At 52.5% G+C, this 19,962-nt stretch carries 20 protein-coding genes; 14 read left to right on the top strand and 6 right to left on the bottom strand.

Annotated elements, in window-relative coordinates; genetic code table 11:
• Positions 1–58: 58 nt before the first annotated feature.
• The 3 genes from ACO0LH_RS16370 to ACO0LH_RS16360 all read left to right on the top strand — a co-directional run bounded on the left by ACO0LH_RS16370 (position 59) and on the right by ACO0LH_RS16360 (position 3,270).
• Positions 59–1,330 carry a YeaH/YhbH family protein gene (locus tag ACO0LH_RS16370; RefSeq protein ID WP_422942185.1) on the top strand — a complete coding sequence of 424 codons (1,272 nt, stop codon included), beginning with the start codon at positions 59–61 and terminating at the stop codon, positions 1,328–1,330.
• Entirely contained in the window at positions 1,327–2,880 is a 1,554-nt protein-coding gene (locus ACO0LH_RS16365) for a SpoVR family protein (RefSeq protein WP_422942184.1), read from the top strand. Before ACO0LH_RS16370 ends, ACO0LH_RS16365 begins: the two co-directional genes overlap by 4 nt.
• A gap of 96 nt (positions 2,881–2,976) precedes the next feature.
• Positions 2,977–3,270 (top strand): hypothetical protein, encoded by a 294-nt coding sequence (locus tag ACO0LH_RS16360; RefSeq protein WP_422942183.1) that lies wholly within the window; start codon positions 2,977–2,979, stop codon positions 3,268–3,270.
• Between the two features lie 8 nt (positions 3,271–3,278).
• On the opposite strand, the gene ACO0LH_RS16355 is transcribed toward ACO0LH_RS16360, so the two are convergent.
• On the bottom strand, positions 3,279–5,639 hold the full coding sequence (locus ACO0LH_RS16355; protein WP_422942182.1) for a heavy metal translocating P-type ATPase: 2,361 nt from the start codon (positions 5,637–5,639) through the stop codon (positions 3,279–3,281).
• A gap of 165 nt (positions 5,640–5,804) precedes the next feature.
• Between ACO0LH_RS16355 and cadR the strand changes: the two genes are divergently transcribed.
• Positions 5,805–6,257, top strand: coding sequence for a Cd(II)/Pb(II)-responsive transcriptional regulator (gene cadR / locus ACO0LH_RS16350; RefSeq protein WP_422942181.1), 453 nt, complete (start codon positions 5,805–5,807; stop codon positions 6,255–6,257).
• Here the strand turns inward: cadR and ACO0LH_RS16345 are convergent.
• Complete coding sequence (locus ACO0LH_RS16345) at positions 6,235–6,918, bottom strand: MarC family protein (protein WP_422942180.1); 684 nt, start codon at positions 6,916–6,918, stop codon at positions 6,235–6,237. The genes cadR and ACO0LH_RS16345 overlap by 23 nt on opposite strands.
• 152 nt (positions 6,919–7,070) lie before the next feature.
• Between ACO0LH_RS16345 and ACO0LH_RS16340 the strand changes: the two genes are divergently transcribed.
• The 3 genes from ACO0LH_RS16340 (at position 7,071) to ACO0LH_RS16330 (ending at position 8,621) form a co-directional block, all read left to right on the top strand.
• Positions 7,071–7,511: a hypothetical protein gene (locus ACO0LH_RS16340; protein ID WP_422942179.1), complete on the top strand. Its 441-nt coding sequence runs from the start codon at positions 7,071–7,073 to the stop codon at positions 7,509–7,511.
• A gap of 116 nt (positions 7,512–7,627) precedes the next feature.
• Positions 7,628–8,209: a hypothetical protein gene (locus ACO0LH_RS16335; protein ID WP_422942178.1), complete on the top strand. Its 582-nt coding sequence runs from the start codon at positions 7,628–7,630 to the stop codon at positions 8,207–8,209.
• Between the two features lie 52 nt (positions 8,210–8,261).
• Entirely contained in the window at positions 8,262–8,621 is a 360-nt protein-coding gene (locus ACO0LH_RS16330; RefSeq protein ID WP_422942177.1) for a 5-carboxymethyl-2-hydroxymuconate Delta-isomerase, read from the top strand.
• Positions 8,622–8,698: 77 nt separating this feature from the next.
• Here ACO0LH_RS16330 and ACO0LH_RS16325 read toward each other — a convergent pair whose 3' ends face one another.
• Both ACO0LH_RS16325 and ACO0LH_RS16320 read right to left on the bottom strand, forming a co-directional pair.
• The gene (locus ACO0LH_RS16325; protein ID WP_422942176.1) at positions 8,699–11,020 is read right to left on the bottom strand and encodes a TonB-dependent receptor; all 2,322 of its coding nucleotides are present in this window, start codon (positions 11,018–11,020) and stop codon (positions 8,699–8,701) included.
• Between the two features lie 95 nt (positions 11,021–11,115).
• Entirely contained in the window at positions 11,116–11,502 is a 387-nt protein-coding gene (locus tag ACO0LH_RS16320; RefSeq protein ID WP_422942175.1) for a DUF2946 family protein, read from the bottom strand.
• 207 nt (positions 11,503–11,709) lie between these two features.
• On the opposite strand from ACO0LH_RS16320, the gene ACO0LH_RS16315 reads away from it, so the two are divergent.
• The 3 genes from ACO0LH_RS16315 (at position 11,710) to ACO0LH_RS16305 (ending at position 14,742) form a co-directional block, all read left to right on the top strand.
• Positions 11,710–13,173, top strand: coding sequence for an APC family permease (locus ACO0LH_RS16315; protein ID WP_422942174.1), 1,464 nt, complete (start codon positions 11,710–11,712; stop codon positions 13,171–13,173).
• Between the two features lie 94 nt (positions 13,174–13,267).
• Positions 13,268–13,759: a CreA family protein gene (locus tag ACO0LH_RS16310; protein WP_422942173.1), complete on the top strand. Its 492-nt coding sequence runs from the start codon at positions 13,268–13,270 to the stop codon at positions 13,757–13,759.
• A 101-nt stretch (positions 13,760–13,860) separates the two neighbouring features.
• The gene (locus tag ACO0LH_RS16305; RefSeq protein ID WP_422942172.1) at positions 13,861–14,742 is read left to right on the top strand and encodes an HDOD domain-containing protein; all 882 of its coding nucleotides are present in this window, start codon (positions 13,861–13,863) and stop codon (positions 14,740–14,742) included.
• 19 nt (positions 14,743–14,761) lie between these two features.
• Here the strand turns inward: ACO0LH_RS16305 and ACO0LH_RS16300 are convergent, their stop codons facing one another.
• Complete coding sequence (locus ACO0LH_RS16300) at positions 14,762–14,956, bottom strand: hypothetical protein (protein WP_422942171.1); 195 nt, start codon at positions 14,954–14,956, stop codon at positions 14,762–14,764.
• A 469-nt stretch (positions 14,957–15,425) separates the two neighbouring features.
• Between ACO0LH_RS16300 and ACO0LH_RS16295 the strand changes: the two genes are divergently transcribed.
• From ACO0LH_RS16295 to ACO0LH_RS16280, 4 genes are read left to right on the top strand one after another with little or no spacing between them, the layout of a single operon-like run.
• Complete coding sequence (locus ACO0LH_RS16295; protein ID WP_422942170.1) at positions 15,426–16,073, top strand: TetR/AcrR family transcriptional regulator; 648 nt, start codon at positions 15,426–15,428, stop codon at positions 16,071–16,073.
• Positions 16,066–17,079, top strand: coding sequence for an HlyD family secretion protein (locus ACO0LH_RS16290; RefSeq protein WP_422942169.1), 1,014 nt, complete (start codon positions 16,066–16,068; stop codon positions 17,077–17,079). Before ACO0LH_RS16295 ends, ACO0LH_RS16290 begins: the two co-directional genes overlap by 8 nt.
• Positions 17,076–18,095, top strand: a complete 1,020-nt coding sequence (locus ACO0LH_RS16285) for an ABC transporter ATP-binding protein (protein WP_422942168.1) — start codon at positions 17,076–17,078, stop codon at positions 18,093–18,095. Before ACO0LH_RS16290 ends, ACO0LH_RS16285 begins: the two co-directional genes overlap by 4 nt.
• Positions 18,092–19,228, top strand: a complete 1,137-nt coding sequence (locus ACO0LH_RS16280; RefSeq protein WP_422942167.1) for an ABC transporter permease — start codon at positions 18,092–18,094, stop codon at positions 19,226–19,228. The genes ACO0LH_RS16285 and ACO0LH_RS16280 overlap by 4 nt, the downstream gene beginning before the upstream one ends.
• A 249-nt stretch (positions 19,229–19,477) precedes the next feature.
• On the opposite strand, the gene ACO0LH_RS16275 is transcribed toward ACO0LH_RS16280, so the two are convergent.
• A complete protein-coding gene (locus ACO0LH_RS16275; protein WP_422942166.1) occupies positions 19,478–19,951 on the bottom strand; it encodes a glycine zipper 2TM domain-containing protein in 474 nt (157 codons plus the stop codon).
• Positions 19,952–19,962: the final 11 nt, after the last annotated feature.

Below are 19,962 nucleotides of genomic sequence, written 5' to 3'. Positions count from 1 at the left end.
CCGAAGACAGGTAGCAAGGAATTTTAGCAGCAAAATTTGCGACAGACGGGAGAGCATTTTGGTCCATCTGATAGACCGGCGTGTCCAGGGAAAGAATAAATCTGCACCAAATCGTGAACGCTTTTTGCGCCGCTATAAAGGACAGATCAAGGAGGCTGTCGCACGGGCAGTAAAAGGGCGTTCCATCACCGATATTGAAAGCGGCGAAAAAATTTCCATCCCCGTCAAGGATGTCAATGAACCTACCTTTGGCCATGCCCGCGGCGGTGTGTGGGAAGGCGTACAGCCGGGGAATGACCAATATCAGCGCGGTGATCAGATCACCAGGCCCAAAGGGGGCAGCGGTGGTTCGGGCAAAGGGCAGGGTGGCAATAGCGAAGACCCGGCAGAAGATGATTTTGTCTTCCAGCTGTCGCGCGAAGAATTCATGAATTATTTCTTCGAAGATCTGGAATTGCCCAACATGGTCAAGACGCAACTGACTTCAACTACGGATTTCAAAAGTCAGCGGGCTGGTTATAAAACTTCTGGCACGGCATCGAGTTTGCATGTGCTGCGTTCTTTGCGCGGTGCCATGGGCAGGCGCATTGCCGTCGGCGGGAAATCAGCGCGCCGCCTTAAGGAAGCCGAGGCAGAAATGACGGTCTTGCTTGATGCCGGCACTGACTCAACAAACCCGCAATTGCTGGAGTTAAAGCAAGAGATTCATCATTTGCGTACACGCTTGCTGGCGATCCCATTTCTTGATCCTTTTGACCTGCGCTACAGCAACCGTGTCAAGATCCCCAAACCTGCCAGCCAGTGTGTGATGTTTTGTCTGCTTGATGTGTCGGGTTCCATGGATGAGCAAAAGAAAGATACGGCCAAGCGCTTTTTCATTTTGCTGTATCTGTTTTTGACAAGGGCTTACGAAAAAATAGACGTGGTCTTTATTCGTCATCACACGACGGCGTTGGAAGTTGATGAAGAAGCCTTCTTTCATTCGCGTGAATCAGGTGGCACCATTGTTTCATCGGCACTCAATATGTTGTCGCAAATTGTGCGTGAACGCTATACCGCCGGTGACTGGAATGTTTATGTGGCCCAGGCCTCGGATGGCGACAACTGGGATAATGATTCGTCAACCTGTCGCCAGTTGCTGATCAATACCATCATGCCGCTGGTGCAATATTATGCCTATGTGGAGATCACGGATGGCCAGCCGCAAAACCTGTGGCTGGAGTATGAAAAAGTGGCGGAAATCCATGCTCACTTTGCCATGCAAAAAATAGAAAACCCGGCCGATATTTATCCGGTCTTCAGGGAACTGTTCAAGAAGCAGCCAAAATGAGGTCCACCATGGAAGCCAGCCATGTCAGCCCCAGGAAAAAACACGTGCGCGCCTTGCCCGAACAATCCGAATGGACTTTCGAGCTGATCGAGCAGGCGCATGAAGAAATACGACGGGTAGCCCAACAGTTTGGTCTCGATACCTACCCCAACCAGTTGGAAGTCATCACTGCCGAACAAATGATGGATGCCTATGCATCGGTAGGCATGCCAGTGTCCTATAACCACTGGTCTTTCGGCAAACATTTTCTTTCTACTGAAAAGAGTTACAAGCGCGGTCAGATGGGCCTGGCCTATGAAATCGTCATCAATTCCAATCCCTGTATTTCTTACCTGATGGAAGAAAACAGCCTGACCATGCAGGCGCTGGTGATTGCCCATGCTGCATATGGGCATAACTCTTTTTTCAAGGGCAATTACCTGTTCCGCACCTGGACGGATGCGGAAGCGATTATTGATTACATGCTGTTTGCCAAGAATTATGTGGCGGATTGCGAACAGCGTTATGGCATGGAAGCCGTGGAACTGATCATTGATTCCTGCCATGCGCTTCAAAACTATGGGGTAGACCGCTATAAACGGCCAGCCCGCATTTCACTGGCAGAAGAACGCGAGCGCCAGGCTGACCGTGAGCAATACATACAGTCCCAGGTCAATGATTTGTGGCGCACTGTGCCAAGACGGAATGAAGCGCCAGAAAACCAGGCTGAACAACGCTATCCGTCTGAACCGCAAGAAAACCTGCTTTACTTCATAGAGAAATATTCACCCTTGCTGGAACCCTGGCAGCGTGAAATCGTGCGTATCATACGCAAGGTGTCGCAATATTTTTACCCGCAACGCCAGACCCAGGTCATGAATGAAGGCTGGGCGACATTCTGGCATTACACTATCTTGCATCAGTTGTATGAAGAAGGCGTTGTCGGCGACGGGTTCATGATGGAATTCCTGCAAAGCCATACCAATGTCGTCTACCAGCCACCGGTAGGCAGCAAATATTTCAACGGCATCAATCCCTATGCACTGGGTTTTGCAATGATGCGCGACATACGCCGTATCTGCGAAAACCCGACTGCCGAAGACCGCGAATGGTTTCCTGACTTTGCAGGCAGCGACTGGCAAAAAACCTTGCAATTTGCCATGCGCAATTTCAAGGATGAAAGTTTTATCGCCCAATACCTGTCGCCCAAGCTCATGCGCGATTTTCATTTTTTTGCCATCCTCGATGATGACAGCAAGGATAAATTGCTGGTATCTGCCATCCATGATGAACATGGTTACCGCTATATCCGCGAGCAGCTTGCCGGACAATACAACCTGGGTAACCGTGAACCGAATATCCAGGTCTGGTCAGTCGACATGCAGGGTGACCGAGCGCTGACCCTGCGTCATAGCCAGTATCTGCGCCGCCCATTGAACCCGCAGACGGGTGAAATGCTCAAGCACGTGGCCAGGCTATGGGGTTTTGATGTTTATCTGGAAACCGTCGACCCCGTGGGAAAAGTGCTGGCAAGGCAGGAGTGCAAATGGGAAAAACGCAACAGAGTGTGAGCTTTTGTCGCAAAAGGCGTGATCCGCTAAATGTCGATAGCCCTTGGCAGGCTGATAAGTTAGAATAATCTTCAACCTACCGATGGAGAATGGATTATGTATCTGGATCATCCGAAAATTTCTGCTACCAATAGCGAAACAGAGCCAGACCGCATAGAGCGCCTGAGTCGCGTGTACGGTTATGCCATAGGCCTGGCGGATATGGATGGCAATGCAGAATGCATTACCAAGCTGGCAAAGATACATGACCACAAGGGCACGTTGATGGTCATCTGGTTTGTCGCACCGACGCAGAAAGAAAAGACTTACTTCACCAAGGCATGGAAAAGCCGTATCGGCGATGAAACCGAACTGGTCGAGCATGCACTGATGCTGGAAGAAACCGCCTGAGCATTTCCTCAGCCTGCTCTCGTCCTGAGCAGGCGCAAGCCATTCAATACTACCAGCACACTGGTGCCTGCATCGGCAAACACGGCCATCCATAAACTCGCATGGCCGCTGAATGCCAGGCCAAAAAAGACGAATTTCACGAGCAGCGCAAAGGCGATATTCTGTTTCAGGATGGCAGATGCATGGCGTGAGATTTGTACAAATTCTGCCAGTTTGCGTAAATCATTTTGCATGAAAGCGACATCAGCGGTTTCCAGTGCCGTATCGCTGCCCGCTGCCATCGCAAAGCCGATGTGCGCACGGGCTAGGGCAGGTGCATCATTGATGCCGTCGCCGCACATGCCGGTGATGCCCTGTTCTGTGTAGCCCTCGATCGCTTGCAGTTTTTCTGTCGGTAGCATCTGGCTGTGAAATTCGCTGATGCCGGTTTGCGCGGCAACAGCACTGGCGGTTTGCGGGTTGTCTCCCGTCAGCATGACGGTTTTGATGCCCATGCCCTGCAATTTTGCCACCGCAGCCTGGCTGTCTTTGCGCACTTTGTCAGCCATGGCCAATAAACCCAGCAAGCGCCCGTTTTCGCACAGGAAAAGCACGGTGTTAGCAGCAGCTTCCAATCTTTGCAGATGGGCTTCCATGCCCTGGTTGTCTGCGCCTGAAGCCTGTATCACCGTCAGCATGGCGCGGTTACCTAGCTGATAGCTTTGTCCCGCGATCTTGCCAGTCATGCCGCGTCCACGTTCCAGCTCGAACAGACTGACATCGTCGGTGGCAAGCAATGGGCGTTTGCAGGCGTTCAGCAAGGCCAGCGCCAGCGGGTGGCTGGAATGCGCATCCAGGCTGGCAGCCAGTTGCAGGATGTCTTCTTCTAATTTATCAGACAGGCTGACGATGCTCGTCAGTTGCGGCTTGCCTTCAGTTAATGTGCCGGTTTTGTCCAGTGCAATGATTTTCAGGGCATGGCCTTGTTCCAGGTAGACGCCACCTTTGACGACGATACCACGTCTGGCAGCTGCGGCCAGGCCACTGACGATGGTGACAGGTGTCGATATCACCAGTGCGCAAGGGCAGGCAATGACCAGCAGGACCAGGGCGCGGTAGAGGCTGTCATGCCAGCCATGCTGCCATAGCAAGGGCGGCAAGATAGCAACCAGTACCGCAACGGCAAAGACAGCTGGGGTATAGATGGCGGCAAAACGATCGACAAAACGCTGGGTCGGAGCACGCTGGCTTTGCGCTTCCTGTATTGACGTGGCAATACGAGCCAGCATGGTTGAGGCCTGCGCTGCTGTCACGCGCAGTTGCAGCAGGCCAGTCTGGTTCAGGCTGCCGGCATAGACCAGGTCACCAGATTGTTTTTCCACCGGCATGCTTTCGCCGGTGATGGCAGCTTCATTGATGCTGGAACTGCCTGCTTCTATCACACCGTCTAGCGAAATCCTGTCACCGGGGCGGATTTGTATGCGCTGGCCGACTTCTACCTTACCGGTATCGACGGTGAGCCAGCTGCCATCAGGCTGTTGCAGCAGGCTGGTTTCCGGTGCCTGGGTACGCAGGCCACTGATGATGTCGCGTGCCCTGGTCAGGCTGGCCGCTTCTATCAGCTCGGCAATGGCAAACAGCCAGATGACCATGGCCGCTTCCGGCCACTGACCTATCGCAGTGGCACCGATAACCGCAGCCGTCATCAGCAAGTGAATATTGAGAGTGAAGTGACGCAAAGCTATCCAGCCCTTTTTCAGGGTCGGTATGCCGCTGCTGACGATGGTAGTCAGCGCCAGTACAGCCACCAGAACCGACGTTTCATTGCCCGAATACCAGGCAAGCAGTTCGGCTGCGATGGCGCAGACACCACCGAGTATGACGCGGCCATGTCTAAGCCATGCTGGCGATGTGGCTACAACGTCAATCCGGCCTGCCTCGTCACTGGCATCATTATTGGCATTGATGACAATACCCTGCATGCCTGTGCCGCTTAGACGGCGCTGGATCTCTGCCAGATCCGCCTGTTCGTGATGTACGGTGAGTATGCGGTTCAGCAAATCAAAGTCCAGCGCCAGGATGCCGGCCTGGGATGCGAGTGCCTTGCGTATCAGGGCTTCTTCGGTAGGACAATCCATGGCGGCAATACGCAGCTTCAGGCTTTCTGCATGGGCGGGCAGGGCGATTGCTGGTTTGCTGGCAGCAGTGTGTGCATGCTGATGATTGTGCTGATGATCGTGCTTGTGATCGTGTTCATGATCGTGCTCATGTACTGGCTTATGCGCATGCTCATGATTGCCTCCTTCGCTATGCGTATGCCCGTCATGCCCGGAGGGCTGATCAGCATGACCATGATGTTGGTGGCCGCAACAGGAAGTTTTTTCAGACATAAGTGCCTCGCAGGGTAATATGCAGGCAGTGTAGACTCTGGAGTCGCTACAGGGTCAAGCGGTTTTCTCTGTTATATTTATCCACAGATACAAGGCTTATTGTAGCCAATTGCCACATAGGCAACATACATTCAATATACATTCTCGAATACCGGGGACCAAAAAATGCGCATCAGTGAACTGGCCAGTGCCACCGGGGTGGATATAGAAACCATACGTTTCTATGAAAAACAGGGTTTGCTGCCCGAGCCGGAGCGGGAAGACAATGGCTACCGTAGCTATGCCGCAGCGCATCTGGAAAGATTGTCTTTCATCCGCCATTGCCGTGCGCTCGATATTCCCCTGGCCGACGTCAGGCGGCTGGTGTCGTTTATTGCCAGCCCGCTGGAAGACTGCGGCGACATCAATCAATTGATTGACCAGCAGATTGCCCGTGTCAAGGCAAGGCTGAAAAGCATGCGGGCTCTGGAAAAACAGTTAAGTCAGCTTCGTGCCCGTTGCAAGGAGCCACATCAGGGGCAGGAGTGTGGCATCTTGCATGAACTGGTTGCAGCAGCGCATGGCGAAGCGTGTGCCTGCCATGCGCCAGCCCACGTCAGTGCAGCTTCAAATCAGTAAGCAGGTCAGAAATACCGGCCCAGCCGATTTCAATACCGATACACAGCAGGATAAAGGCTGACAGACGCAGCAAGACAGTGGCACCGACATCGCCAAGCAATCTTTCCATATTGCGGGCAAAGCGATAGCACAGGTAGATGACCAGGCTGGTCAGCAATACACCCAGCAGCGAGGCAATGCTGGTAATGATCCAATCCACCGGTTTATGCGGCATTTGCGTGCCCAGCGTGACGGATGCGGCAATGGTGCCAGGGCCGACCGTCAGGGGAAAGCTGAACGGGTAAAAACTGCGGCGACGCAGTTCTTCCTTGGTCCAGGTGCCGCCATGGGATGCCGCAACCGAATTGCGCAAGCTGTCCTGCCCCTGGTCATTGAGCAGTTTCCAGCCCGCCATGGCAACCACGATACCGCCGGCAACACGCACGATAGGCAGGGAAATACCAAAAAAATCCAGTACATATGAACCAATGAACACCGCGCCTATCAGCAGGAAGAAGCAGTTAATGGCAATGCGCTTTGCCAGACGGGTGGCCAGCAAAGGCTCTATCGGCCCCGTCATGGAAAGAAAGATAGGAGCTATCGCGATGGGATTCAAGATTGGTAGCAGCGTGATCGGTACCACGATCAGTGCCTTGAAAAAAATGATCATCGTAATGCTCATGAAAACTCCTTGAAAACGGGGCTTTGATTATGCATGAGAAATGCAGGAATGGCGACATGCGGTGTTACCAAATGATACGCGCAATGATTTGCTTGCCTGTATTTGTGTTGTAATATGAAACTTATACGTTTATCTGGGATGAGAGAGCGATCATGTCTTTCGGTAAGGCCGTTACTGTTTCTGCGTTGAATATGGCTGCCCTGGCGATGCTTGCCGCGCTGGGCGGCTGCCAGAGCCAGATGGCGCCCTTGTCTTTTTTAAATGGCAACCCTGAGCGTCCCTTGCCCAACCATGAATACCCGGTAAGGATAGTCGCGGTTGATCACGCTGCTTACCCCCGTGGCCCGGTGCAAGTTGCGCCCGGCCAGCATACGGTGTTGTTGCAGCTGGCCAGGTCGACCTCACGTATCCCGTCTCAAAAGCTGATGACGCTGGATGTGGCTGCCTGCACCCGCTATTACATCGTCGCGAAAAAGGATTCGATCATGGAAGCCAATTGGGAACCCATGATCTTGGATCGTGAATCCGTTGGTGGCTGCAAGCCGGAAGAAGAAATCAAGAAAGCCGCTGCGAGCAGCGTCGTTTCAAGTTAATCCGGCGACAAAATCAGCCGGGAACCTGGCTGAGTGCATACAGTCCCATGCTCAACAAATCAAATCAATGATCCTGTAATTCTGTAAATAAGCAGATGACTCCTTCCTTTATACACATGCGTAATATCCTGTTTTTTGTGTGCCTTGTTTTGACCAGTGTTGCCAGCATGGCCAATACTGGCAATTATCAATCCGTCAGTATCAGTGCAGATCAGCGTATTTTGACGATAACGCAGGCAGGCAAAGAAATTCATGCGCCCACGACTGAGCCTGAACAACAAGGTTTTCAGGATGCGCAAATATCGGGTGATGCGCAAATGCTGGGCTGGCTGGCACTGACAAAAAATTGCTGTACGTCTTATCCCTTGCCAACTTCTCTGGTCATTTTCAAAAACGGTAAACTACTCCAGCGTTTTGATGATGTTCCACCTATCTGGCAATGGCAATTTGCATTCGATAATACGGCTGTTGCCTATCGACAGGGCTACCCCCATGGTTTGCTGCCCATCACCTATAAATTAAGAAGCCTTAAAGACGGCAAGGTGCTGGCGACTTTTATCTGCATGCCCAATGAAAACAAAAAAGAAGATAGCGCACCGGATTATCTGTTTAAAACACCAGTCCCGGCATGGGTAAAATCCATTGCGGACGAATGCCCTGTGGCCGGTACGGCATCATCAACGCCAAAGATAAAATAGAAATACACCAGGCTTGATGAATGAAATGTCTGACATTAATTAAAGGAAAACCATGCCTCACCTGACACTGGAATATACGGCTAATCTGCCAATAGCTGCCAAAGAACTGCTCTTGAAAATCAATGCAGCACTGGTTGCATCTAGCCATTTTCAGGAAGTGGATATCAAAAGCCGTGCATTGCGTTTTGAAGATTTCGCCATCGGTACCGCAGACAATGGCCGTGCCTTCGTCCATGCGAAACTGGCGATTTTGAAGGGGCGCACGACTGAAGTGAAACGCGCATTATCAGAAAGTGTGCTGGCCGTCATCCAGGACGCTGGCGCATGGCCAGCCGGCCTGGATGTACAGCTATGTGTAGAGATACTGGAACTGGAACGTGAAACCTATGCAAAGGCGCACTTCCAGAGCTGATCAGCAAGCTTGCGCAACCAGACTTGACCAACCAGGCTTATCACCTGGAATGATCTTGATGCTGATCTTTACAGTGCTTAAAAATCAAACTTCAGTTCGCCTACCACACTGCGTTGTGTGTATGGATGGAAGGCCCAATATTTCTTGTTATTGAGATTATCTATCCCCAGTGAAGCTGTCCACTGGCGGGCGATCTGGTAGCGCACGCGCACATCGGCCACTACGAAGCTGGAAAAGCCCTGGTAAGTAAAGGCATTCGTATCGCTGTTATCAAGCGAGCCATATTGCTTGCCGCTATAACGTATGCCCAAAGAGGTACTGAGTTTATCGTCAGGGTGGTAGGTCATGACCACATTGGCACGCCATGCCGGTACGCGGGGCTGCCATTTGCCGACACTGGCCGGGAACTTGTCATTCCTGGTGATTTTTGAATTCGCATAAGTCAGGCTGGCAGCCAGATCAAGGCCACGCGCCATCACATCACTGGCCTGGTAGGCGATTTCCAGGCCACTGGTGTGGATTTCATCGACATTCTGGATATTCGTGATGTTGGGTGTCACCAGGGTATTGACTTGTGAATACAGGGCATCTTTGGTTCTTTCCATGAACACGGTTGTGCGCAAAAAGCCTTTGCCTTCGTCAAGTACACGTTCGGCACTCCATTCCGTCGTCCAGGATTTTTCTGGTTTCAGCAAGGGGTCATTGTTGACAATGGCCGTGGTGGAAATCGTGCCCTGGTAGAGTTCTGAAACGGTAGGCATGCGCACGGCCCTGCCGACCGAGGCTTTATAAGTCCAGTCTTCATTGGCCCTGTAAGCGATTGCTGCCTTGGGTGAAAAGTCGCTTTCCTTGCGGTTGACAAACCCCAGCGTTGTGGTGGCGCTGGAAATGGCACCATGGTCTGCGCGCCATTGTTCAAGGCGCCCGCCGACGATGGCTTTCCATTGTGGGTTGATGCGCCAGGCATCCTGCGCATACAGGCTTTGCAATTCTGTATTGCCCTGGAATGCAGAAAAGCGTTTCAATGCGGCACCGTTGATCCAGTCATCAGTGTCTGATACCACAGTGCGCAATTGATAGGCTTCACGCTGATAGCCAAATTCTGTCGTGTGTTCAGCATTGGGTCGCCAGATGCCTTTCAGGGCCAGGGTATTCCAGCCCGTGCCTGCGCCATCAGTGATGCGGCCTGCACCACCGCTGTCTGCCTGGGGAATGGCAACAGTCGGTGCACGTACGATGTCCTTGTTATAGTCATACAGGCTGGCGGCGATTTCCCAGTCAAATTCTGCATTCGTATTGCTTTTCAGGTTCAGGCCATGGGCCAGATGTTCGAGCTGGTTTTTGCTATTGCTGATGTCGGTCGGGGCCAGGGTATATTTTTTGCCGCTGATATTGATATCGCCGCTATACACCGGGTTGCCAGCACTGTCACGCAGGTAGCTTTCCACGCCGCTGTTCATGTTATTGCGCCAATATCCAAGGGTATAGCTGGCGCGCAGGGTGGGGCTGATGTCATAGGCCAGCTTGATCTTGGCATGATCCTGCGTGGTATGGTATTGCCCGGTCGCGCCCAGTATCCACCAGTCCAGTCCTTGCGGGTTTTTATCTAACAGCGCACCGGTCACTGCTTTACCTGCGGTGCTGGTCACACCGCTTGACAACAGCTTATTGGCAAAGGCAATCGGGTGGCCATCGCTGTCAAGCTGGTTGACATTGAGCCACCACGAAAACGCGCCTTGCTTGTTACCCAGTGTCGCGCTCAGTTGCTTGCCGCTATAGCTTTTATCCGTGCCATATTGCTGAAAGTTTTCTGTGAAACCGACGATCTTGGCATGTGCTTCAAACTGCTTTGGCATGCGCGTTACATAATCCACCACGGCACCGGCAGAATTGCCCGCATAAGCAGCCGAGAAAGGGCCATACAGGACATCGACACGTTCTATTTCTTCCGGCGTGACCAAGCCCCAGCGTGGGGTAAAACTAGCACCGTTGCCCAGTAAATTCGACAGCAATATACCATCTGCATACACCATCGATCTGGCGCTATTGCCTGTGCCAGACGCGCGGGTTGCCAGTACGGCGTGATTGTAATCACCGACATAGCGTTTGCGTACCAGCAAGCTGGGCAGGTATTTCAGTGCATCTTCTGCGTCGATGGCGTTGATACTGCGTTCCATGGTTTTGGCATTGATGCCTTCTATGGTGGTGGGTATTTCCGTAGGCAAAGAAGAAGGGCGGTCACCATTGATGATGACGCGTTCGAGTTTGTCATTGGCCTCAATCGTATCGTTAGACAGGGCCAGGGTATCTGCCATGGCAATGCAAGGCGTAAATGGAAAGGCAGCGGCAAGCGCAGCCGCCAGTGCGCGCTGGCGCAGCACAAGGGGAAAAGTCAACATGATGAACAAGTTAAAAATAGGTGTGCACAAGGGCGTGCAGGCAATGCAAGGCCAATGCTTTCAGCATGAACCCTGATCTGTATCAAACCGTATTTTCAGATACCTGGGGGCCCGCGGGCGGGCATGGGAGCTGCGACCAGGGAAGCCAGTCTTGCAGCGGGAATGGAACGGGTGGCATAAGACAGTTCATGCGGTGGCGTGATGGCATCGAGTTGCGGCATGCTTGCGGGAAGGCCGGTTGCCACGCATAAGGAGCAATCGAGCAAATGGCTTTTGCCCTGGTTGATTCCCTTGCCATCCTTGTCACTGATATCACCATTCTGATTAATGAATTTATAACCAGTGCTGGTACAGATCAGGCCCATGCCATCGGATTTCACCAAAGACGATGCCATCGCAACGCCCAGCGTCAGCACATACATCATCAGTACGGCGCGCGCAAGGTGGCGAAAACACGACAGGGAAATTCTATAGGCAGGCATGGGGCGGCATTGTATCACCGTTCTGTAGCGGGGCAAATCTTGTAATTAAAGTCAGGAAAAATAAGTGAACTGGCATCAAACCACACAAATTTGCAGATATCATGGCGATTTTCAGGGCAGGCGCCACTGGTTGCAGCTACAAAATGGACTGCCGCCAAAACTGGAATGACGCACATTACTCAACAGGTATAAGAAGAAGGGACTATCTTGAGACAAGACACTCTGGGCCAGCAGTTGACCCGCACCAAGCCCATAGACCTCAACGAACAGGTGACCGATGACCAGGGGCATGCACTGCACCGCTCGCTGGGTTTGTTTGCACTGACCATGATAGGCGTGGGTTCGACTATCGGTACAGGTATTTTCTTTACCATGGTGGAAGCCGTACCCAAGGCCGGGCCTTCAGTGATTTTGTCATTTCTGATTGCCGCGATCACCGCCGGGTTGACGGCGCTTTGCTATTCGGAATTATCGTCCCGGATCCCAGCATCAGGTTCGTCTTATTCTTATGCCTATGCGACTGTGGGTGAGTTTGGTGCATTTATTGTCGCTGCCTGCCTGCTACTGGAATATGGCCTGGCTGCCAGTGCCACGGCGATAGGCTGGTCAGCCTATCTGAACAATTTTCTGACGAATGCACTGGGCTGGCAAATCCCTGAAATGTTGCGTTCCCCCATGATCGTTGCGGGCACGAATGGTGTCGAATTTCATTTCACCCAGTTCAACTTGCCACCCATGGTATTGGTGGCGATTTGCTGCATCCTGTTATTGCGTGGCGCCAAAGAATCGGCAACCGTCAATGCGGTGATGGTCATCATCAAGCTGATCATCCTGACCTTCTTTGCCATCGTGGCGTTTTCCGGTTTTAATGCCGAACACTTTACACCGTTTTTCAACACCGACAATAGCAAGGGACTGGCTGGTATGGCGGGTGTCACGGCGGCTGCTGGTACTGTGTTTTTCTCATTCATCGGTCTCGATACCGTGGCAACCGCAGGTGCGGAAGTCAAAGATCCAAAACGCAATGTGCCGCTGGGTATCATGGCGGCATTGATCGTGGTGACGGTGTTTTACTTGCTGGTGGCAGTCGCAGCCGTGGGTGCGCAGCCAGCCAAAATGTTTGAAGGCCAGGAAGCCGGTCTGGCAGTGATCTTGCAAAACGTCACCGGCAAGGCATGGCCAGCCTTGATATTGTCCGCCGGTGCGGTCATCTCGGTATTCAGCGTGACTCTGGTCACTATCTATGGACAAAGCCGCATCCTGTTTGCGATCAGCAAGGATGGCCTGATTCCTTCTTCTTTCCAGCGTGTGCATGCGCGTACGCGCACGCCGGTCAGCAATACCATTATCGTCTGTCTGCTGGTAGGCATTGTGGCTGGCCTGGTGGACTCGACTTTCCTGTGGGACATGGTCAGCATGGGTACGCTGGTCGCCTTCATGGTGGTGTCCGTGGCAGTGCCTGTCATACGCCGTCAGGGCGTGGGTGCTGACAGCAAGGGCTTTCGTGTGCCGTTTGGTCCGTATTTCATACCGGGCTTGAGCATTCTGGCTTGCCTGTATATCCTGAAGGACTTGTCGGCAACGACTTACCATGTATTCTTTATCTGGATGGCAGTGGCAATTGCGATTTATTTCTTCTATAGCAAAAGCCACTCACATCTGAACAAATGAATCATTGAACACTTGAATAAACAACAATAAGCCTGATATCCGTGAAACACACATCGTGTCCATGATGTGTCAATTTCACGGAAAGAGCGAGATCATGAAACCATCACAATTGCGTTTTTCTGCCTTATTTGCCGTTTTGCTATCAGCTGTTCTATTGAATACTGCTGCCCATGCTGAAACCGTGGGTAGTGTGGACACTGCCTTCAAACTCATCGGCCCTGATCATAAAGTGGTGGTAGAGGCTTATGATGATCCCAAGGTCAATGGCGTCACCTGTTATGTATCGAGGGCAAAAACCGGTGGTATATCGGGCGGCCTGGGTCTGGCTGAAGACAAGGCAGAAGCATCCATTGCCTGCCGCCAGGTTGGCCCCATCAGTTTTACCGGCCCGTTGAAACAGCAGGAAGAAGTTTTTAACCAGAGTTTGTCGATCTTGTTTAAAAAACTGCGTATCGTGCGTATGGTTGATCAAAAACGTAGCGCGCTGGTGTATTTGACCTATTCTGATAAATTGATTGATGGTTCGCCAAAAAACAGTGTGACAGCTGTGCCGGTAGATCACGGTACACCTATACCCTTAAAATAACGAATGCAAGAAAAGGAAAAATTGACGATGGTTTTTCTGTCCGGCAATGATTTGCGCTTACAATGCTGGTTGCAAGCGCATTTCCTTTTCCATGTATCGATATGACAAGTTCCGCCGCCCGCGTCGCCCAACCAGCAGCCAAGCTCACGACTGAACAATCAGTTGATGCGCTGGTCAAGACCATACGCATCCCACCGCGCCCCAGTCTGCTGGCTGACGTTCAGGCTGAACTGGCGGTGGCTGATCCTGACCCACGTCGTCTGACCGATATCATCGCCAATGATGTGGCGATGTCAGCGTCTTTGCTGAAACTGGCGAATTCTTCTTTCTTCGGCCTGCGCCTGAAAGCGAAATCGGTAGAGCATGCTGTCAACCTGCTGGGTATTACCCAGTGCGGCAACTTAATGACGGGCATCATTGCGCGTCAAAGCATACAGATAGAAAAAGTATCACTGGTCAAGTTCTGGGATTTTTCCACCAAGCGGGCGCAAGCCATGACCCAACTGGCGCGCCGCATGCGTGTCTGTTCTGCTGACCTTGCGCATACATTTGGTTTGTTTTGCGATATTGGCATTCCGCTACTGCTGGAGCGCTTTCCTGAATATGCAGATACGCTGGAAAAAGCCAGTAATGAAGCCACACTCACTTTTACGGCGGTAGAGCAACAGCATCACGATACGTCGCATACCAGCATAGGTTCATTGATGGCGCGTACCTGGGGTTTGCCGGAAAGCGTTTCCCTGGCGATACTTTTACATCATGATTACACAGCGCTGAATGACCCCAATACCGACGATGCAGTCAAGGGTCTGATTGCGCTGGCCTTGCTGGCAGAATACGGCATACAAAAATACCACGGTCAGGAATATTCCACCGAGTGGGAAAAGGGTGGTGAGGCGGCCTGTCAATTCCTGGGCCTGTCTGCTGATGAAGTGGAAGACCGCTTCGAAGAGCTGCACGAACTATTCAACAATGCCCACTAGTTTCTGATCAGACTGCAAATCAGGGGCGCATCCCAAAAACACGTGCTGGCAGCAGAAAGATGGCACGTAACAATTCAAATACGCCTTCAACGGCAATTCCCAACAGGCGAAACGGCAGCAACAGTAACCAGATTATCGGGTACAGCACCAACGCCATCAAGGCCAGCGGCCAGCACAGTATAAACAACAGCAGCCAGATCATCAGTGTCAGCATCATTTGCTTTCATGAGGTAAAAAATCAAAAAAATCTTAAGCGGGCTTTTTAACTTGTCTTCTTAAGCAATCAGGTTGTGCAGGATACTGCTGAGCATGACCAGGGCAATGGTGGCGATTACAACGGCATCCATGTCGGCTGAGAGTTTCATGATATTTCCTTTCAAATCGGGTGGGAGTGATTGCACTTTAATTCTCCCTTGCCCGCTCTGCCAGCAGCAAGCGACGAAGTGCAATTTCAGTGGATCAGAACGCAGCAAGAGCGGACGAATTGAGGGAGCGATCCAGCTGCCTGGCGCCTGCTGATCTTGTGCCTAATGTCATTGGCAAAACTGCACATATGGCGCAAATTGTGATGCCGTTCAAATTCCCTGTCTTCCAGAAAACTGCCCGAGAACCTGCTTGACATTGCTCAGGTAAACTCGCAAACTACGATTATTAGTCAACTGCATAATAATTATTTCGAGAAAATGGCACGCCCATCCCAACAACTAGATCAGGTCTTGCTGCAAAGCGGGCGCACATTGTTTGCCGCCCATGGTTGCGACGGCCTGTCGCTGCGTTTGCTATGCGAGCATGCTGGCGTGAATGTCGGCATGTTTCATTATCACTTTCGCACCAAGGACATTTTCCTCACGCAGTTACTGCAAACCATGTATGACGATATGTTCATGCAATTGCAGGCAGAGGCTGCGCACGCCGGAACGCCCACCCAGCGTCTGCGGCAATCGCTATGCCTGCTTGGGCGCCTGTTGCGTGAACATGGTGCCTGGATAGGGCGGGTCTGGTCAGATGCCAATCGCGGCGAAGCCGTGGCCCGTCAGTTCATGGAGAAAAATGGTGTGCGCCATGTGCAACTAATCATCATGCTGGTGATAGAAGCGATGCAGGCAGGTGAAATCGCCCCGGCTGCACCCATGCATGTGCTGAGTTTTTTAATGGGCTCGGTCGCGGCCCCCATGCTGATTGCACCACGTGCGCTGGAAATGGGTTTTGTTCCCGCATCTTTTCAAGAGGCGCTGACCAATGATGTACTCAGTGACCAGGGCATTGCCGACCGCGTCAATCGTGCCTTGTTCGCGCTGAAGGCAAGCAAACAGGAGATCAATCATGTCTGAAAATTTCAAACCAGCCAGGCAATTCAGCCAATTACCATTGGCCTTCATGGCAATGCCTCTGTTGTTTTTACTGACTGCCTGTGAAGAAAAATCAACTGGCACATGGTCAGGTTATGTCGAGGGCGAATACGTGTATATCGCCGCGCCGCTGGCAGGCAAGCTCGATAGCATCAAGGTCATGGCCGGTCAGCAAGTCAGCAAGGACGCGCCTTTGTTTGCGCTGGATGCCGAAATCGAAAATGCTGCCCGTGATGAAGCGATGGCCCGCCTGCAAAGTGCAAAATCCCAGGTCGTCAATACTGAAAAAGGCCGCCGTAGCGACGAGATCGCAGTCAGCCAGGCACAGTTGGCCAGCGCTCAGGCGCAAGCCGCCCTGGCACGACAGGAACTGGTACGTCAACAGCAACTGGTAGCCCAGGGTTTCATTTCCAGATCGCGCATGGATGATGCGCAAACCAGCGTCAGGCTCAGTGAAGCCAAGGTCGCTGAATTAAGTGCCGCCCTGAAGGTTGCGCACCTGCCAGCCCGTGTCGATGAAACCGCCGCATTGCAAGCCAGTGCGGACGCCGCCAAAGACGTACTGCGTCAAAGCGAATGGCGCTCGGGCCAGAAAACCCAAAGCTCGCCAGCCAATGCCTTGGTTGCTGATGTATTTTATCGCCAGGGTGAATACATACAGGCAGGCCAGCCTGTCCTGTCCCTGCTGCCACCAGAAAACCGCAAGGCACGCTTCTTTGTGCCTGAGGGAGAATTGGGAAAAATTGCCGTCGGCCAGGCTGTCAACCTGCATTGCGACGCCTGTGGTGCGGCCATACCAGCCCATATCTCACGTATTTCCAGCCAGGCAGAATATACGCCGCCTGTCATCTACTCCAATGCCCAAAGGGCAAAACTGGTCTTCATGGTCGAGGCCCGGCCAGACCAGGCAAACAGCGTGCGCCTGCAACCGGGGCAACCACTTGACGTGTCGCCAGTAGCGGCTAATGCCGCAGGAAAAGCGCAATGAAACCAGTCAACGCCGTGACTGATCACGCCACTGCACCCGGCAAACTGGCAATTGATGTGCATGGTCTGAGTAAATCCTATGCGGGTCGGGCCGTGGTCGACAATGTAGAATTGCAGGTGGCAGAAGGGCGCATCTGCGGTTTTCTTGGGCCTAATGGCAGTGGTAAAACCACCAGCATACGGATGCTGTGTGGCTTGCTGACACCCGATGCTGGCACCGGCACATGCCTGGGCCTGGATATCATCAGGGATGCTGAAAAAATCAAACGCCAGGTCGGCTACATGACGCAAAAATTCGGCCTGTATGACGACTTGTCGATACGCGAAAACCTGGATTTCATCGCGCGTTTGTTTGAATTGCCCGAGCGTAAAAACACGGTAGATCAGGCGCTGGAACGCCTGGGCCTCAGTGCGCGCCAGCACCAACTGGCCGGTTCCCTGTCTGGCGGCTGGAAGCAAAGGCTGGCGCTGGCCGCCTGTCTTATCCACCAGCCGCGCCTGTTATTGCTGGATGAGCCAACCGCTGGAGTCGACCCTAAAGCGCGTCGTGATTTCTGGGACCAGATTCACCTGCTGGCTGCGCAAGGCATTACCGTGCTCGTTTCTACCCACTACATGGACGAGGCAGAGCGTTGCCATGAACTGGTCTATATCGCCTATGGAAAAATCCTGGCCCGCGGCACTGCAAGCGAGATCATCAGCAATTCCAAACTGAAAGTCTGGACAGTGCAAGGCGAACAGCTGGGTCATTTGCTGGAACCTTTAAAGTCAGCCCCCGGCGTATTAAGCGTAGCCGCATTCGGCAACGCCGTGCATGTGGCCGGGCAGGATGAAGCCCTAGTACTGCAAGCACTGGACAGCATCCGGCACCAGGCCAATGTACAGATCACGCCGACTGATGCCAATCTTGAAGATGTCTTCATCAGCCTGATCGCCAGCGCACCGGATAATTTTGTCGTCGATGCCAAAGACCTCAAGAATGTCAGAGGCAGGAAAGCAGAGCAGGTGCGACCATGAGCAGCCGTTTTTCGTGGGCGCGCATGGCCGCCATCTTCGTCAAGGAATTCCAGCAAATGCTGCGCGACCGCCTGACCTTTGCCATGGCGGTTGGTGTACCTATCATGCAACTGATTTTGTTTGGCTATGCCATCAATACCGACCCCAAGGGTCTGCCAACGGCAATAGTCAGCAGCGACAGTGGCCAGATGGCACGCAGCTTTGTCGTCGCCCTGCAAAACACCGGGTATTTTCGCATCGACTACAGTGGTCAAAGCGAACGGGATGCCGATACCCTGCTCGAAACCGGCAAGGTGCAGTTTGTCGTGGTCATCCCGCCGCAATTTTCACAGCAATTGATCAGAGGTGAAAAACCGGCATTGCTGATATCGGTCGATGCGACCGATCCTTCTGCTTCCGGCAATGCCATCGCCGCCCTGACCATTGTTGCAAACCAGGCTTTGCAGCACGACCTGAACGGCCCGCTCCAACATCTGCAAACTGCCGCACCTGCTTACGAAGTCAGGGTACACCGCCGCTATAACCCAGAAGGTCTTTCGCGCTACAACATCGTCCCTGGGCTGATAGGCACTATCCTGACCATGACCATGGTCATGCTGACCTCGCTGGCAATGACACGTGAACGTGAGCGCGGCACCATGGAAAATCTACTGGCCACCCCGGTGCGCCCGGCAGAAGTCATGGTTGGCAAAATCCTGCCCTACGTTGTCATCGGCTATATCCAGCTGGCAGTCATCATTTCTGCGGCCTTCCTGTTATTCCAGGTCCCCATGGTTGGCAGTTTCACACTGCTGATGAGCATGATTGGTATTTTCATCCTGGCAAACCTGGCGGTCGGTTTCACCTTTTCCACCATTGCCAAAAACCAGCTACAGGCGATGCAGATGACCTTCTTTTTCTTCCTGCCATCGATGCTGCTGTCAGGCTTCATGTTCCCCTTCCGCGCCATGCCAGAATGGGCACAAACCATAGGAGAGGGCTTGCCGCTTACACATTTCCTGCGCATCGTGCGCGGGATTTTGCTCAAAGGGAATACGGCTGACCAGCTGCTGCCAGAACTCTGGCCTATGCTGGTGTTTTTACTGGCGGCTGGCGTACTGGCGTTGAAGCGCTACAGACAGACGCTGGATTAAAAGCTTCTATTTTCCAGTGAAATTTTGTGTTTCCCGTGCTGCACTTCATCTCCTCAGGAGATCCAAGCTTGCTCTTGCGAGTTGCGACGATAGTGCCTGGCTAGTGGCTGGGAAGCTCATGGAAAACTCATGGCAAACTCAATAAGATAGCGCGCATTTTCTTTATCTGAATTAGATGAAAGTCATTCCCATAAAAAGGGAATGACTTCTTTTCTGCATCGCAAAGCGAACCCGCGAAACGATGTGCATTTAATTTCTGTACACCTGATTATTTGCTATATATACGCGATTGCCGACACGCAAATCGGCGATATTGTCTTGCACGAGAGTTTGATAAGAACCGTTGTCAAGGCGCACACTGATTTGATATGCCTCGCGCAATTGTTGATTGCGGTTATTCTTTTGTATGTTGTTCCCTACGATTGCGCCGCCCACCACACCAGCAGCAGTTGCGGCGACATTGCCTACGCCACCACCAACCTGATTTCCCAAAATGCCGCCAACGATACCGCCAACGACCGCACCAGCGCCTGGCCCTCTGTTTTCACTACCCACTTGCACCACCTGGATGGATTCAATGAAGCCGGAAGTGCTGGCACTGCTATAAGCCCCATTTGAAGACTGATATCCACTTGTCATTGATGGGGAATTGCTTCCACATCCTCCCAGCAAAGCGGCAGTGGCGACAGTAACTGCGATAGCGGTTTTTTTGTACGTATTCATGATAATTCTCC

It is taken from the genome of Undibacterium sp. TJN19, from assembly GCF_049339485.1.
In the GTDB taxonomy this organism is placed as follows: Bacteria; Pseudomonadota; Gammaproteobacteria; order Burkholderiales; family Burkholderiaceae_D; genus Undibacterium.
Note: the sequence above shows the minus strand (reverse complement) of the source record. Positions and strands in the feature narration are given on the sequence as shown.